Here is a 14,269-nt window from a genome sequence, read left to right as displayed (position 1 = left end):
TTGTTCAGGTATTTGTCCTGAGCAGCCGGAGGTCGCCGTGTTGTACCTGTATCTCGCCGCGGCGATCGTGGGAGAGATCGCCGCCACCGTGTCGTTGAAGCTGTCCGACGGCTTCAGCAGACTGTGGCCGTCGGTTGTTGTCGTCGTCGGTTACGCCATCGCCTTCACCGCACTTTCGCGCGCGTTGAAGTTGGGTATGCCCGTGGGCGTCGCATACGCCGTATGGTCTGCCATCGGTGTTGCAGCCGTCGCGATCATCGGCTGGAAGTTCCTCGGCGAAACCCTCAACCCCACGATGGTCATCGGCCTGGTCCTGATCATCGGAGGCGTGGTGACGCTCGAACTCGGGAGGACGCACTGACCGCGGTAGCAGAAGTGCAGAAGGTCGACGGCCGCAAGGCGCGCGGGGAGAAGAAGCGCCGCGCGATCGTCGAGGCCACCCTGCGCGTGATCGAACGCGAGGGCGTCGCGGGCGTGACGCACCGCAGCGTCGCCCGTGAGGCCGGTGTGCCCACGACGGCACCCACCTACTACTACGCGACGCTCGACGACCTGCTGATCGCCACGCTCCTGTGGTCCGCCGAAGAGCTGTGCGACGACGTGCTGCACGTGGTCGCACACGGCTCCGCACGGGAGATCGCGAAGTGCCTGGCGCGGGCCGTCGACGAGAACCGCGGCCGCACGCTCGCCGAGTACGAGCTGTACCTGCTGGCCGGACGGCGTCCCGAGCTGAAGCCCGCCGCCCGCCGGTGGCTCGACCTGGCCGTGGAGGTCGCGGAGCCGAAGGACCCGGTCGCGTTCAGGGCGTTCCTCGCGGCCGTCGACGGGCTGCTGATCCAGGGCCTGATCGCCGACGTTGCTCCGAACGAGGACGAGCTGGAGCCAATCGTGTCCTTCTTGATCTGTCGCCGCGACGATTCCGGCCTCCCGGCGAGGGAACAATAGATGCCATGAAGTTCGCGCGAGAGGTGTCGGGCATCAGCCACGGGGTGAGCCTCGGGCTGCTCGCCGCGCTGTACGTGCGCGACTCGCTGGCGTTGTCGGTCGACGTCGAGCCGCACGTGCCGGGCCTGGAACCGTCGTTGCCGGTGCAGGTGCCGCTGGGTGCCGACCGCGCGGCCGTGACCGCCGAGTGGCCGGGCTGGTGGGCCGACGCGCTGGACGCGTGCCGGCGTGGTGCCGAGCCGGGGGCACCGGAGGACGCCGAGGCGTTGCTGACGCGGCCGGCCAGCCGTGCCGTGGTGCTCGCGCTGAAGCCGGGCATCCAGGAGCTGCACCGGGTGCAGAGCCCCGCCGCGTTGCCGATAGGAGACGTGCTGCGCGGCATCGAGTCGCGCATCGGCCGGTGGGCGCAGAGCGTCGAGCTGCACATCGCCGAGGTGCCGGTCGAGGGCCTGCTGTGGGAACGCATCGCGCCTGCGCACGTGCTGGCGTCCACGCGGTTCCTCAACGACCCCGCGCGGACGGCTCCGGCGTTGCGCGCCGTGCTCGAGGACCTCGTCTGAGGCTCAGGTAGGGACAACCCCACCCCGCCTCCGGGGGCTTGCAGCCGTGTAGGTGAGCCCGGCCACCTCTAGTTTTGTGCTCATGATGAGGACTGCGCTGGTGGCGTTGGTGGTGGGGGCGGTGCTCGCGGTGACGGCCGGCTGTGGCATCCGCATCATGAAGTACGAGTTCTCCGACGACCACGTCGTCGCGGACAAGTTCACCTCGGTGAAGGTGCGCGGCGACCAGGACTCCGGGGACGTGTCGATCCGGTTCCAGGAGGGGCTGGGCGAGACGAAGATCCACCGCAAGGTCGAGCACAACAAGAACAACAAGCCCTCGGGCGTCGCGCACCGCGTCGAGGGCAGCACGCTCGTGCTGGACGGGTGCGGCAACGACTGCGAGATCAACTACGAGGTCCTGGTCCCGGCCGCGGACATCACGGTGGTCGGTGACATCGGTTCCGGTGACGTGATCGTCGAGGGGCTGGCCTCCGTCGACTTCCGGTCCGGCTCCGGCAGGGTCATCGCCCGCGACGTCGCGGGGGACGTCAAGGTGAAGACCGGATCCGGTGACTTCCAGGCGGTCAGGATCGGTGGCGCCGTCACGGCGGACATGGGGTCCGGCCGGATCCAGCTGGACGCGATCAAGGGCAAGGCGCTGCTCGTCACCGGTTCCGGGGACATCGACGGCACCTCGATGGAGAACGAGGTGATCGCGAACGCCGACTCCGGGCGGGTCAGGCTGACGTTGTCGGCGCCGAAGTCGGTGAGGGTCGTCACGGGGTCCGGCGACATCACCGTCCAGGCGCCGGGTGGTCCGTTCAAGGTCGTCGGCTCGTCGGGCAGCGGGGAGCGCTCGATCCACGTGCCGACCGACCCGGCCGCGTCGCTCGAGCTCAACCTCAACGCGGGTTCCGGCGACATCCAGGTGCTCGCGGCCTGAAGCCAGGGGGATGTGTCGAGGGCCACTCCACGTGGAGTGGCCCTCTTCGCGTTGTGAGGGAACAACCAGACTTTGTCGGCCGTTAGGACAGTCAGAAACCTTGAGTCGGGTAGGCTCAACGTTGAGCGGATGGCAAACTTGAGCCAGTAACACTCAACAAGTACTAGCGGAAGGAACTCCAATGGCGCGTGCAGTCGGCATCGACCTCGGGACGACCAACTCGGTCGTCGCAGTCCTCGAAGGCGGTGAGCCGACGGTCATCGCCAACTCGGAGGGCTCCAGGACGACCCCGTCCATCGTCGCTTTCGCCAAGAACGGCGAGGTCCTCGTGGGCCAGCCCGCGAAGAACCAGGCCGTCACCAACGTCGACCGCACGATCCGCTCGGTCAAGCGCCACGTCGGCACGACCTGGCAGACCGACGAGATCGACGGCAAGAAGTACACCTCGCAGGAGATCAGCGCGCGCGTGCTGATGAAGCTCAAGCGCGACGCCGAGGCGTACCTGGGCGAAGAGATCACCGACGCGGTCATCACCGTCCCCGCCTACTTCGAGGACGCGCAGCGCCAGGCCACCAAGGAGGCCGGCCAGATCGCGGGTCTCAACGTGCTCCGCATCGTCAACGAGCCGACGTCGGCCGCTCTGGCCTACGGCCTCGACAAGGGCGAGAAGGAGCAGACCATCCTGGTCTTCGACCTCGGTGGCGGCACGTTCGACGTCTCGCTGCTCGAGCTCGGCGACGGCGTGGTCGAGGTCCGTGCGACCTCCGGTGACAACCACCTCGGTGGCGACGACTGGGACCAGCGCGTCGTCGACTGGCTGGTCGAGCGCTTCAAGCAGGCCAACGGCATCGACCTGACCAAGGACAAGATGGCCCTCCAGCGCATCCGTGAGGCTGCGGAGAAGGCCAAGATCGAGCTGTCCAGCTCCAGCAACGCCTCGATCAACCTGCCGTACATCACGGTCGACGGTGACAAGAACCCGCTGTTCCTCGACGAGACGCTGTCGCGCGCCGAGTTCCAGCGCATCACGAACGACCTGCTCGAGCGCACCCGCGCGCCGTTCAACAACGTGATCAAGGACGCGGGCGTCTCCGTCGGCGACATCGACCACGTCGTGCTCGTCGGTGGCTCGACCCGCATGCCCGCCGTCGCGGAGCTCGTCAAGGAGCTGACCGGCGGCCGCGAGCCCAACAAGGGCGTGAACCCGGACGAGGTCGTCGCCGTCGGCGCCGCCCTGCAGGCCGGTGTCCTCAAGGGTGAGGTCAAGGACGTCCTGCTGCTCGACGTCACCCCGCTGTCCCTCGGCATCGAGACCAAGGGCGGCATCATGACCAAGCTGATCGAGCGCAACACCACGATCCCGACGAAGCGCTCCGAGACCTTCACGACCGCTGACGACAGCCAGCCGTCCGTGCAGATCCAGGTCTTCCAGGGCGAGCGCGAGATCGCGGCGCACAACAAGAAGCTCGGCATGTTCGAGCTGACCGGCCTGCCGCCCGCCCCGCGTGGCGTGCCGCAGATCGAGGTCACCTTCGACATCGACGCGAACGGCATCGTCCACGTGTCGGCGAAGGACCTGGGCACCGGCAAGGAGCAGTCGATGACGATCACCGGTGGCTCCGCGCTGCCGAAGGACGACATCGACCGCATGGTCAAGGACGCGGAGGCCCACGCGGAGGAGGACAAGCGCCGCCGCGAGGAGGCCGAGGTCCGCAACCAGGCCGAGACGCTCGTCTACCAGACGGAGAAGGTCGTCAAGGAGAACGACGACAAGCTCCCGGCCGAGATCAAGGACAAGGTCAACGCCGCGATCGCCGAGGCGAACGAGGCGCTCAAGGGCACCGACATCAACGCCATCAAGACGGCGGTCGAGAAGCTCGCGACCGAGTCCCAGGCCATCGGCCAGGCGATCTACGCCAACGCTCCTGGTGCCCCCGGCGCCGAGGCCCCTGGTGCTGACGCGCCGGGGGCCGCGGGTGCGGGTGCCGGTGCGGGCGCCAAGAAGGACGACGACGTCGTCGACGCCGAGATCGTGGACGAGGACGAGAAGAAGTGACCGAGCCGAGGCATGCCGCCCCTGACGAGGAGCAGCCTCAGGTCGTCGTGAACGACCGGCGCCGGATCGACCCCGAAACGGGTGAGGTCCGGCCGCCGGCCCACGTCGCCGAGGAAGGCACTGCTCCGGACGAACCACTGGTCGCCGAGGTCGTGGACGAGGTGGCCGCCGAGCTGAAGACCCAGCTCGACGAGCGCACCGCCGACCTGCAGCGGCTCACCGCCGAGTACGCGAACTACCGCAAGCGGGTGGAACGCGACCGCGAAGCGGTGATCACCAACGCGAAGGCGTCCGTCGCCTCCGAGCTGCTCTCGGTGCTGGACGACATCGAGCGGGCCGCCGCGCACGGCGACCTGACCGGTGCGTTCAAGGCGGTCGCGGACAAGCTCGTGTCCACGCTCGCCAAGACCGGTCTGGAGCCGTTCGCGCACGACGGCGAGGCGTTCGACCCGTCGGTGCACGAGGCCGTGCAGCACAGCACGTCCCCGGACGTCGAGGGTCCGACCGTGACCGCCGTGCTGCGCCGTGGCTACACGTTCGGTGACAAGCTCGTCCGGCCCGCGCTCGTCGCGGTGACCGACCACGAGCCTGCCGCCGCGCCGTCCGAAGAAGTCTGAATTCCTCTACGGAAAGGAGGAGACGTCCGGTGAGTCAGAGGGACTGGATCGAAAAGGACTTCTACCGCGAGCTGGGCGTCTCTTCCGAGGCGACCGCGGACGAGATCAAGAAGTCCTACCGCAAGCTCGCCCGCGAGCTGCACCCCGACGCGAACCCCGGTGACGCCAAGGCGGAGGCCCGCTTCAAGGCGGTCTCCGAGGCGTACGGCGTGCTGTCGGACCCGGCCAAGCGCAAGCAGTACGACGAGGCCCGTCGCCTGTTCGCGGGCGGCGGCGGTTTCCCGGGCTCCGGCGGCTTCGGCTCCGGCGGCTTCGACGTCAACGACCTGTTCGGCCGTGCCGCGCAGAACACCGGTGGCGGCGGCCTGGGCGACCTGCTCGGCGGCCTGTTCAACCGGCGCGGTGGCGCGGCGGCCGGCTCGCCCACGCGTCCGCGTCGTGGCGAGGACGTCGAGACCGACGTCCGCATCGACTTCACCGAGGCGGTGAAGGGAGCGACGGTGCCGTTGCGCCTGTCGTCCCCCGCCGCCTGCACGACGTGCAACGGTTCCGGCGCCAAGCCGGGCACCACGCCGCACACCTGCGCGACCTGTTCGGGTTCCGGTCTCGTCACGCGGTCGCAGGGCGCGTTCGCGTTCAGCGAGCCGTGCCGCGACTGCCGCGGCACCGGCCGGATCATCGACGACCCGTGCCCCGAGTGCGGTGGCGACGGCGTCAGCACCCGCACCCGCACGCTGACCGTGCGGATCCCCTCGGGTGTGTCCGACGGACAACGGATCCGCCTTGCGGGACAAGGCGAACCGGGGCGCAACGGTGGCCCGAGCGGCGACCTGTTCGTGCGCGTGCACGTCAACCCGCACAGCGTGTTCGGCCGCCAGGGCAACGACCTGACGCTGACCGCGCCGATGACGTTCTCCGAGCTCGCGCTCGGAACGACGTTGACCGTGCCGACGCTCGACGGCAAGGTCTCCTTGAAGGTGCCCGCCGGCACCGGCTCAGGCCGGGTGCTGCGGGCGCGCGGCAAGGGGATCACGAAGCGGGACGGGACCGCGGGCGATCTCCTGATCACCCTGGAGGTCGCCGTGCCGAACAACCTGTCGTCCGAGGCCCGCAAGGCACTCGAGGCGTACGCGGAAGTGACCGGGGACCACGACCCGCGCGGCGATCTGAACGCACTCCTTGAAGGGCGGTGAGTCCGGTGGGTTTTCCGTTCCCTCCGGGGACCGATGAGGACACGCCGTTCTTCGTGATCTCGGTGGCGGCCCAGCTGTCGGGCCTGCACGCCCAGACCCTGCGGTCCTACGACCGGCTGGGCCTGGTCTCGCCGGGCCGCACGAACGGCGGCGGCCGCCGCTACTCGATGCGCGACATCGTGTTGCTGCGCGAGGTCCAGCGCCTCTCGCAGGACGAGGGCGTCAACCTCGCCGGCATCAAGCGGATCATCGACCTGGAGAACCAGGTCGATGCTCTGCGCTCACGGGTCGCGGAGCTCCAGCAGGAACTCGCGCAGGCGTTGGCGGCAGCCGATTCCACGGCCGCCGCCGTGCACGCCTCCTACCGGCGGGACCTCGTGCCGATCCGGCAGGAGACCGCGCTGGTCGTGTGGAAGCCGAAGCCCCGCAAGTGATCGAGCGTCTGTACGAGGTCTTCGCGACGCCGCGTCCGCGCGTGGTCGAGTTCTGCGACCACTGCGTGGACGCGGCGAGCGTCGCGCCGTTCACCGAGCTTCCCCTGCGCCAGTTGACTTCCGAGCACCTCCAGAAGTTCTGGCTGAAGTCGGGGACGATCGGTGACGAGACCTTCGTGCGGTACCTGCTTCCGCGCGTGCTGGAGCTGATCGCACTCGGCGAGCTCGACGCGGACTTCTTCTGGCTGCGCCTGGTGTCCGAGACGTACGAGAAGGGCGACCCGCGCGAGCAGGCGGCAGTTCGCGACCACTTCCTCGCCACACCGATCGCGTTGGCGGGCCTGGTGCGCGAAGGGCCGGAGAACGGCCCGCTCAGCGAGTGGTCGCGCACGCCGGAAATCCTTGCTGTGCTGGAAGAAGCGGCGCTGACCGAAGCAGACCCCGGAGGAGTGCTCTCCGAGGCGCACCGCGCGCTCGAAGCTCAGCTCTCGAAGTAGAACCCGGTCTCCAGGTCCTCCAGGATGCCGGGTTCCTTCGGTTCCCAGCCCAGCAACGCCTTCGTGCGCGCACCGGACGTCGGTGCGTCCCGCGAGACCATGAACGCGAGCGGCCCGAAGTGCTCCTGGGCGCGCTCGTCCGGGATGGCCTCGACGGGCACGTTCAGCTTCCTGCCGATGACCTCGGCGATCTCCCGCATCGTCACGGCCTCCTCGGCGACGGCGTGCAGCACCGAACCGGCGGGAGCTTTCTCCGCGGCGAGCCGGTAGAGCCTCGCCGCGTCCAGCGTGTGTGCGGCCGACCAGCGGTTCGTGCCGTCGCCGGGGTAGCCGGAAACGCCTGTGGCGCGGGCGGTCCTGACCAGGATCGGGATGAAGCCCGCCGTGTCGAGTGCACTGTGGACGGTCGGCGGCAGCACGACGACCGAGCCGCGGACGTCCTGCGCGTCGATGATCGCGTTGCGGGCGGCGCCGCGCGGGCCTTCGCTCGAGACCCGCTCCTCCTCGGTGGCGGTGCGGCCGAGGCCCGAGTAGGACAGCGTGCCGCCGGTGCCGATCAGCGCCTTGCCGGTGCCGGCTAGCTCGTCCAGGAACGCCTGGACGACCGCGAGGTCGGCGTCGGAGGCGCCCTTGTAGTCGCCCGCGTACATCTCCTCGTGCTTGAACGCCAGGTGGATCACGGCGTCGGACTCGGCCGCGCCCTTGCGCAGACCGTCGAGGTCGTCCAGGTCGCCGCGCCGCACGCCGGCCCCCTGGGCTTCGAGCTTGGCCGCGGACGCGTCGGAGCGGGCGAGCCCGACGACCTCGTGGCCTGCGTTGAGCAGTTCTGGGACCAGTGCCGAGCCGACGTGGCCGCTGGCACCCGTGACGAAGACCTTCATGACACATCCTCGAAAGTGATGGGACTTGGTCTCATCAACAGTAGCAGAGTGATGGGACTGAGTCGCATCACTTAGGATGGGCGTCATGGGTCGATGGGAGCCGGACGCGCGGGAGCGGTTGGTGCGCGCCGCACTCGACCTGTTCAGCGAGCAGGGGTACGAGAACACCGCCGTCGCGCAGATCGCCGAGCGCGCGGGCCTCACGAAGAGCACGTTCTTCCGGCACTTCCGGGACAAGCGCGAGGTGCTGTTCGGCGGCCAGGAGGTGCTGGCAGAGCTGATGACCGGCGCGATCGCCGACGCCCCCGCGGGGATGAAGCCGCTGGACGTGGTCGAGGCGGCGCTGGTGGCGACGGCGGTGACGTTCACGGACGAACGCCGGGCGCACGGGCCGCAGCGGCTGGTGGTGATCGCGGGCAACGACGAGCTGCGCGAGCGGGCCGCGTTGAAGATGGTCGGGTTCGCCGTCGCGATGACGGACGCGCTGAAGCAGCGCGGAGTGCCGGAGCTGGACGCCGCCGTGGCCGCGGAGCTCGGCGTGCTGGCGTTCGACCGCGGCTACGAGCGCTGGCTGGAGACCGGCGGGGACTTCGCGGAAGTCGCCCGCCGGACCCTCGGCGACGTGCGTGCGGCCGTCAGCTCCCTAGAGGGTGCCGAGTAGCTCCTCGACCTCGGCGGCGATGCGGTCCAGCGCCTGGTCGTTGTCGTGGGCGGCGATCGCGCGGTCGATCCAGTTCGCGATCAACGGCATCTGCTCGGGCTGCAGGCCGCGCGTCGTGACGCCCGCGGTGCCCAGGCGGATGCCGGACGGGTCGAACGGCTTGCGGGTGTCGAACGGCACCGCGTTGTAGTTCAGCTCGATGCCCGCCCGGTCCAGTGCCCGCGCGGCCGGCTTGCCGCCGATCAGCTTCGACGTCAGGTCGATCAGGACCAGGTGGTTGTCGGTGCCGCCGGAGACCAGGTCGAACCCGCGCTCCAGCAACGCCTCCGCGAGCGTTTGCGCGTTCTTCACGATCATGTGCGCGTACTCGCGGAACTCCGGCTGCGACGCCTCGTGCAGCGCCACGGCGATGGCGGCCGTCGTGTGGTCGTGCGGGCCGCCCTGCAGACCGGGGAACACGGCGCGGTCGATCGCCTTCGCGTGCTCGGCGTCGCAGAGGATCATCGCGCCGCGCGGGCCCCTGAGCGTCTTGTGCGTCGTCGTGGTGATCACCGGCGCGTGCCCGACCGGCGACGGGTGCGCGCCACCCGCGACGAGGCCGGCGATGTGCGCGATGTCGGCGACCAGGACCGCGCCGATCTCGTTCGCGATCTCCGCGAACGCCGGGAAGTCGATGGTGCGCGGGATCGCCGTGCCACCGCAGAAGATCAGCTTCGGGCGTTCGGCCAGTGCCAGCGCCCTGACCTCGTCCATGTCCACGACGCCGGTGTCCTTGCGGACCTCGTACTGGACCGCGTTGAACCACTTGCCGGTCGCGGACACGCTCCAGCCGTGCGTGAGATGCCCGCCCATCGGCAGGGACATGCCCATCACGGTGTCGCCGGGCTGGAGGAACGCCAGGTAGACGGCGAGGTTCGCCGGAGCACCTGACAGCGGCTGGACGTTCGCGTGCTCCACGCCGAACAGAGCCTTCGCCCGGTCGATCGCGAGCTGTTCGACCTGGTCGACGACCTGCTGGCCCTCGTAGTACCGCTTGCCGGGGTAGCCCTCGGAGTACTTGTTCGTCAGCACCGAGCCCGTTGCCTCGAGCACGGCCCGCGACACGTCGTTCTCGGACGCGATCATGCGCAGCTTGCGGGCCTGACGGTGTTCCTCGGCCTGGATCAGGGTGGCGATCTCGGGATCGACTTGGCGCAGCACGGCATCACTCCGTGCCGGGCACCCAGGCGTTCGGTGCGCTCGGCCGTCGCTTCCCGGTGGTCAGTTCCACCCTCGGCACGCCAGTCGCTTTCGACGTGCCGAGTTTAGTCCAGCGTGAACGGGTCGTACTTGATCCGGTCGAGAGGAGTTCCGGCGACCAGCATGCGGGAGACCGTCGACCTGATCATGGCGGGGCTGCCGCAGACCAGGACGTCTCGTTCCTCCCACGCGCCGTAGCGGGTGACCACGTCGGCGAGGCTGCCCTGCTCGACACCTCGGACGCCGGGGTCCGACTCCAGCACCGGCACGACCGTGAGCCACGGGTTCGTGGTCGCGATGCGCTGCAGGTTGTCCAGGTCGTAGAGGTCCTCGCGGGTGCGGCCGCCGTAGAACAGGTGCACGCGCGGGTTCTCGCCGTACTGCGCCATCTCGTCGATGATCGCGTGCATCGGCGCGACACCCGTGCCACCGGCCACCATCAGGATGTCCTTGCCGGCCGTGCGGTCGACCGACAGACGTCCCATGGGCGGTCCGATGCGCCACGTGTCACCGGCCTGCGTGTGGCCGACCACCGAGCGGGACACCCAGCCGCCGTCGACGGACCGGATGTGGAACTCGATGACGCCGTCCTCGCGCGGTGCGTTCGCCGGCGAGAAGTACCGCCACAAGCGCTTGCGCTGCGGCGTCTCCACGCTGACGTACTGACCGGCCTTGTAGCTCACCGGGTGGTCCGGCTGCAGGCGCACGACGGCCAGGTCCCACGACACGCGCTGGTGCTCCAGCACCGTCGCGTGCCAGTACGCGGGCCCGTTGTCGGCGTCGGCCGCCTCCTGCATGGCCCTGGCCATGAGGGTGTAGGCCTCGGCCCACGCCATCTCGACCTTGGGCGTCCAGGCGGCACCGGAGAACTTCTTCACCGCGGACAGCAGTGCAGTCCCGACCGCCTCGTAGTGGACGTTGATGACACCGAACTTGCGGTGGTCACGTCCCAGCTGACGCAGGAAGGGGATGAGGTCGTCCGGGCGGTCGACCATCTGCACCACGTGCACGAGGGCGCGCAGCAGACGGCTGCGTTGCACCTCCATGTTCGCGGGGAACATCTCGCGTGTGGCAGGCGAGAGCGAGAAGAGCATGCCGTAGAAGAACTTCGCCACTTCTTCGGCGTGCGGCTCCACCACCGCGAAGCTCTCCCGGATCATCCGCACCATCGCGGTGACACCAGGCGGGGGTTCTCGGTGGGGCGGGGTAGGGATGGGGCTCAGCACAGCGTTCGCAGTCATGGTCCGCGCGCAGTCTCCACGTTCTCATTGGCGTTCAGTGGCGCCGGCAAGGCGCTGTTCGTCCTCGTCAAGCATCCGTCCCCCGACAGGGTGGACAGTAACCCCTGATCGGGCTGTTTGACCCCTTGATGCCACCTTCGAGCGAAGTCTAGTTACTCTCGGTGAGTTGTTGTTACCGCAACAGTGTGAATGTGAGGGTCCGTCTGTACCGGGTTGCGCGCTTGCGTGCTTGGGTTGGGCGCGTGTCCCTGCCTGAACTCACTGAGACCACCTCACTCGACCGTGTTGAGCAACCTGGCTCACGCGGTGAGCACTACCTCCAATGTGCCCTGGAGACGTCTGATCGCGCTACACGCTTCTACGCAGACCAGGTGCTGGATCACCTGAACGCCGCGATGGCCGAGTTCGTCGGGCGGATGGAGATGGCCTTCATCTCGACCTCCGATGCCGACGGGGAGTGCGACTCGACCCTGCGGGCCGGGCCGGCGGGGTTCCTGCGTGTGATCGACCCCAAAACCCTCGTCTACCCCGAGTACCGGGGCAACGGTGTGATGGCCTCGCTCGGCAACATCATGGAGAACCCGCACGTCGGGATGCTGATGGTGGACTTCGCCGACGACCTGATCGGGCTGCACGTGAACGGCCGTGCCCGGATCGCGCCCCTTGAGGAGTTCGACACCGAGGACAAGAAGGTGGAGCGGTGGGTGGTGGTCGAGGTGCAGGAGGCCTACATCCACTGCCGCAAGCACATCCCCCGGATGGTGCCGGTCGACCGCGTCCGGAACTGGGGGACGGACGACGTCAAGAGCAAGGGCGGCGACTTCTTCGGCGTCAAGGCGGACCAGGTGAGCGCCGCGAACGACTGAGCCGCCGCTCGCAGCCCCGTCCTCGGTGCCTTCGCGCCGGGTGGCGGGGCTGCTTGCGTGAGGTGGGCGAGACCGCGCCTTGAGCGTCTGGCACGACCCTGGGGTGTGACCCATCAGCCACCGAATTAGTTGGCCTAGCTAACTATCTCCAGATATAGTTGTATGACATCAACTAATTTGCTGGAGGTGTGCCGGTTTGAGTCGGCCCTCGTCACATCGGGAGATCCTCGAAGCGCTGTCCGGTATCTGGGTGGCGTTGCTGGTCGCGATCCTCAGCTCCACCATCGTCTCGAACGCCCTCCCGACGATCCTGGCCGAGCTCAAGGGCACGCAGACCCAGTACACCTGGGTCATCACGGCGATGTTGCTCGCGTCCACGGCCAGTACGCCCCTGTGGGGCAAGCTCGCCGATCTGTTCGACAAGAAGAGGCTGTTGCAGGCGGCGATCGTGATCTTCGTCGTCGGTTCCGTGCTGTCCGGGTTCAGTCAGAACATGGAGCAGCTCATCTCGTTCCGGGTGATCCAGGGGCTGGGGATGGGCGGGGTGCAGGCGCTGGGGCAGGTGGTCGTCGGCGCGCTGCTGAGCCCCCGGGAACGTGGGCGGTACAGCGGGTACACCGGCATGGTGATCTCCGCGGGGACCGTCGGCGGGCCGTTGGTCGGCGGGTTCCTCGTCGACTGGCCCGGCTGGCGCTGGTGCTTCTTCGTCTGCGTGCCGCTGGCGCTGGTGGCGCTGGCCGTTCTGCACAAGACGCTGCACCTGCCGGTCAAGAAGCAGCACGTGAAGATCGACTACCTGGGCGCCACGTTGATCACCGGCGGGGTGAGCCTGGTGCTGATGTGGGTGTCGTTCGCCGGGAAGGACTTCGCCTGGATCAGTGCCGAGAGCGCGCTGTTCGTCGGTGGGGCGTTGCTGGTGATCGTGAGTGCCTACTTCGTGGAACGGCGGGCGTCCGCGCCGGTCATCCCGTTGCACCTGTTCAAGAACCGGACCGTGGTGCTGGCGATGCTCGGTGGTGTCGCGGTGGGCACGGCGATGTTCGGGGCCTCGGTGTTCATGGGGCAGTACTTCCAGATCGCACGCGGGTTCTCGCCCACCAAGGCCGGGTTGCTGACCGTGCCGTTGGTGCTCGGGCTGAGCATCTCGTCGACCGTCAGCGGGCAGTTGATCGCCAAGAGCGGGCGCTGGAAGAGCTACCTGGTGTGGGGGTCGTTCTCGCTGGTCGCCGGGCTGGCGTTGCTCGGGACGATCGACCACCGGACGAACCTGGTGCTGATGGGCGCCTACCTGGCGCTGGTCGGCGTCGGAGTGGGGCTGACCATGCAGAACCTGGTTCTGGCCGTGCAGAACGGGGTGGGGATGGCGGATCTCGGCGCCGCCAGTTCCACGGCCACGTTCCTGCGGTCGCTGGGTGGGACGGCCGGCGTCTCGGTGCTCGGCGCGGTGCTGGCCGCCTCGGTCAGCACGAAGACGCTCGACCGCGGTTCCCTCTCCCCAGTGGTGCGGGACTCCTACGGCGACGCGATGGGTGAGTTGTTCCTCATCGCCGCTGGTCTCGCGGTGTTCACGGTCATCGCGGTGCTGCTGATCAAGGAGCAGCCGCTGCGCGACTCGGTGGAAGACGAAATTGTCACTCCAACGGGTTCTGGTGCACAGACGGTCGCGACTGAGCTTGATTCACCTGTGGATACTGACCTGCGGATTGTGGATAAGTCAGCACCTGCTGTGGACAAGCTGCTGGTGCTTTCGAGTGACGGCGATCAGGAGGTCGCGGCCCGCTCGGCTGCGCTGCGTTCAACGCAGAACTCGTTGCCCTCGGGATCGCGCATCGTGACCCAGCCGGTGCCGTCCGGCCTGCGCTGATCGTCGAAGACCGTCGCGCCGATGGCCTGGAGGCGTTCCACCTCCTCGTCGCGGGTGTTGCCGACCGGCTGCAGGTCCAGGTGCAGCCGGTTCTTCAGTTCCTTGCCCTCGGGGACGTTGATGAAGAGGTAGCCGAGGCCGTTCGGCAGCTGGATCAGCGACTCGGGGTCGCCCGGGTTGTCGTCGGGGTGCAACGGCAGGTCCAGCACCTTGCTCCACCAGGAGGCGATCTCGTAGGAGTCGCGCGCGTCGATCGTGATGCTGTGGATGATTGAGGTCATGAGCTGATC

General features: G+C 68.4%; 16 protein-coding genes and 1 riboswitch. Of the genes, 12 read left to right on the top strand and 4 right to left on the bottom strand.

Annotated elements, in window-relative coordinates; all coding sequences use genetic code 11:
• The first annotated feature begins 37 nt into the window (after nt 1-37).
• From ACSHWB_RS12905 to ACSHWB_RS12865, 9 genes are all read left to right on the top strand, one after another.
• Entirely contained in the window at nt 38-361 is a 324-nt protein-coding gene (locus tag ACSHWB_RS12905; RefSeq protein WP_439664584.1) for a DMT family transporter, read from the top strand.
• A gap of 14 nt (nt 362-375) precedes the next feature.
• Nucleotides 376-945 carry a TetR/AcrR family transcriptional regulator gene (locus tag ACSHWB_RS12900; RefSeq protein WP_439662269.1) on the top strand — a complete coding sequence of 190 codons (570 nt, stop codon included), beginning with the start codon at nt 376-378 and terminating at the stop codon, nt 943-945.
• A gap of 5 nt (nt 946-950) precedes the next feature.
• Nucleotides 951-1,505: a hypothetical protein gene (locus ACSHWB_RS12895; protein ID WP_439662268.1), complete on the top strand. Its 555-nt coding sequence runs from the start codon at nt 951-953 to the stop codon at nt 1,503-1,505.
• An 82-nt stretch (nt 1,506-1,587) separates the two neighbouring features.
• On the top strand, nt 1,588-2,430 hold the full coding sequence (locus ACSHWB_RS12890; RefSeq protein ID WP_439662267.1) for a DUF4097 family beta strand repeat-containing protein: 843 nt from the start codon (nt 1,588-1,590) through the stop codon (nt 2,428-2,430).
• 181 nt (nt 2,431-2,611) lie between these two features.
• Complete coding sequence (dnaK, locus tag ACSHWB_RS12885; RefSeq protein WP_439662266.1) at nt 2,612-4,486, top strand: molecular chaperone DnaK; 1,875 nt, start codon at nt 2,612-2,614, stop codon at nt 4,484-4,486.
• On the top strand, nt 4,483-5,103 hold the full coding sequence (grpE, locus tag ACSHWB_RS12880) for a nucleotide exchange factor GrpE (RefSeq protein WP_439662265.1): 621 nt from the start codon (nt 4,483-4,485) through the stop codon (nt 5,101-5,103). The genes dnaK and grpE overlap by 4 nt, the downstream gene beginning before the upstream one ends.
• Nucleotides 5,104-5,132: 29 nt before the next feature.
• Complete coding sequence (gene dnaJ / locus ACSHWB_RS12875; RefSeq protein WP_439662264.1) at nt 5,133-6,296, top strand: molecular chaperone DnaJ; 1,164 nt, start codon at nt 5,133-5,135, stop codon at nt 6,294-6,296.
• Between the two features lie 5 nt (nt 6,297-6,301).
• Nucleotides 6,302-6,730 (top strand): heat shock protein transcriptional repressor HspR, encoded by a 429-nt coding sequence (locus tag ACSHWB_RS12870; protein WP_360040674.1) that lies wholly within the window; start codon nt 6,302-6,304, stop codon nt 6,728-6,730.
• Nucleotides 6,727-7,227 (top strand): hypothetical protein, encoded by a 501-nt coding sequence (locus ACSHWB_RS12865; protein WP_439662263.1) that lies wholly within the window; start codon nt 6,727-6,729, stop codon nt 7,225-7,227. Before ACSHWB_RS12870 ends, ACSHWB_RS12865 begins: the two co-directional genes overlap by 4 nt.
• Here ACSHWB_RS12865 and ACSHWB_RS12860 read toward each other — a convergent pair.
• Complete coding sequence (locus ACSHWB_RS12860; RefSeq protein WP_439662262.1) at nt 7,212-8,108, bottom strand: SDR family oxidoreductase; 897 nt, start codon at nt 8,106-8,108, stop codon at nt 7,212-7,214. The two genes, ACSHWB_RS12865 and ACSHWB_RS12860, sit on opposite strands and share 16 nt — an antisense overlap.
• 85 nt (nt 8,109-8,193) lie before the next feature.
• Here ACSHWB_RS12860 and ACSHWB_RS12855 point away from each other — a divergent pair, with 85 nt between their 5' ends.
• A complete protein-coding gene (locus ACSHWB_RS12855; RefSeq protein ID WP_439662261.1) occupies nt 8,194-8,769 on the top strand; it encodes a TetR/AcrR family transcriptional regulator in 576 nt (191 codons plus the stop codon).
• Here ACSHWB_RS12855 and glyA read toward each other — a convergent pair.
• Together glyA and ACSHWB_RS12845 are read right to left on the bottom strand one after the other, a co-directional pair.
• Nucleotides 8,752-9,969 carry a serine hydroxymethyltransferase gene (glyA, locus tag ACSHWB_RS12850; protein WP_439662260.1) on the bottom strand — a complete coding sequence of 406 codons (1,218 nt, stop codon included), beginning with the start codon at nt 9,967-9,969 and terminating at the stop codon, nt 8,752-8,754. The two genes, ACSHWB_RS12855 and glyA, sit on opposite strands and share 18 nt — an antisense overlap.
• A gap of 13 nt (nt 9,970-9,982) precedes the next feature.
• Nucleotides 9,983-10,067: riboswitch (ZMP/ZTP riboswitch) on the bottom strand.
• Between the two features lie 6 nt (nt 10,068-10,073).
• Nucleotides 10,074-11,177, bottom strand: a complete 1,104-nt coding sequence (locus ACSHWB_RS12845; RefSeq protein WP_439662259.1) for an FAD-binding oxidoreductase — start codon at nt 11,175-11,177, stop codon at nt 10,074-10,076.
• A gap of 443 nt (nt 11,178-11,620) precedes the next feature.
• Here ACSHWB_RS12845 and ACSHWB_RS12840 point away from each other — a divergent pair, with 443 nt between their 5' ends.
• Together ACSHWB_RS12840 and ACSHWB_RS12835 are read left to right on the top strand one after the other, a co-directional pair.
• A complete protein-coding gene (locus ACSHWB_RS12840; protein ID WP_439662258.1) occupies nt 11,621-12,115 on the top strand; it encodes a pyridoxamine 5'-phosphate oxidase family protein in 495 nt (164 codons plus the stop codon).
• 196 nt (nt 12,116-12,311) lie between these two features.
• Complete coding sequence (locus ACSHWB_RS12835) at nt 12,312-13,979, top strand: MDR family MFS transporter (protein ID WP_439662257.1); 1,668 nt, start codon at nt 12,312-12,314, stop codon at nt 13,977-13,979.
• Here the strand turns inward: ACSHWB_RS12835 and ACSHWB_RS12830 are convergent.
• Entirely contained in the window at nt 13,877-14,260 is a 384-nt protein-coding gene (locus tag ACSHWB_RS12830) for a VOC family protein (RefSeq protein ID WP_439662256.1), read from the bottom strand. The genes ACSHWB_RS12835 and ACSHWB_RS12830 overlap by 103 nt on opposite strands.
• Nucleotides 14,261-14,269: the final 9 nt, after the last annotated feature.

The organism is Lentzea sp. HUAS TT2, assembly GCF_051853195.1.
GTDB lineage: Bacteria > Actinomycetota > Actinomycetes > Mycobacteriales > Pseudonocardiaceae > Lentzea.
Note: the sequence above shows the minus strand (reverse complement) of the source record. Positions and strands in the feature narration are given on the sequence as shown.

What these genes read in the sequence shown, in the direction of transcription:
- ACSHWB_RS12830 (WP_439662256.1), bottom strand. Translation starts at nt 14,260, where the DNA reads ATGACCTCAATCATCCACAGCATCACGATCGACGCGCGCGACTCCTAC.
- ACSHWB_RS12845 (WP_439662259.1), bottom strand. Translation starts at nt 11,177, where the DNA reads ATGGTGCGGATGATCCGGGAGAGCTTCGCGGTGGTGGAGCCGCACGCC.
- ACSHWB_RS12890 (WP_439662267.1), top strand. Translation starts at nt 1,588, where the DNA reads ATGATGAGGACTGCGCTGGTGGCGTTGGTGGTGGGGGCGGTGCTCGCG.
- ACSHWB_RS12855 (WP_439662261.1), top strand. Translation starts at nt 8,194, where the DNA reads ATGGGTCGATGGGAGCCGGACGCGCGGGAGCGGTTGGTGCGCGCCGCA.
- dnaK (WP_439662266.1), top strand. Translation starts at nt 2,612, where the DNA reads ATGGCGCGTGCAGTCGGCATCGACCTCGGGACGACCAACTCGGTCGTC.
- ACSHWB_RS12895 (WP_439662268.1), top strand. Translation starts at nt 951, where the DNA reads ATGAAGTTCGCGCGAGAGGTGTCGGGCATCAGCCACGGGGTGAGCCTC.
- ACSHWB_RS12860 (WP_439662262.1), bottom strand. Translation starts at nt 8,108, where the DNA reads ATGAAGGTCTTCGTCACGGGTGCCAGCGGCCACGTCGGCTCGGCACTG.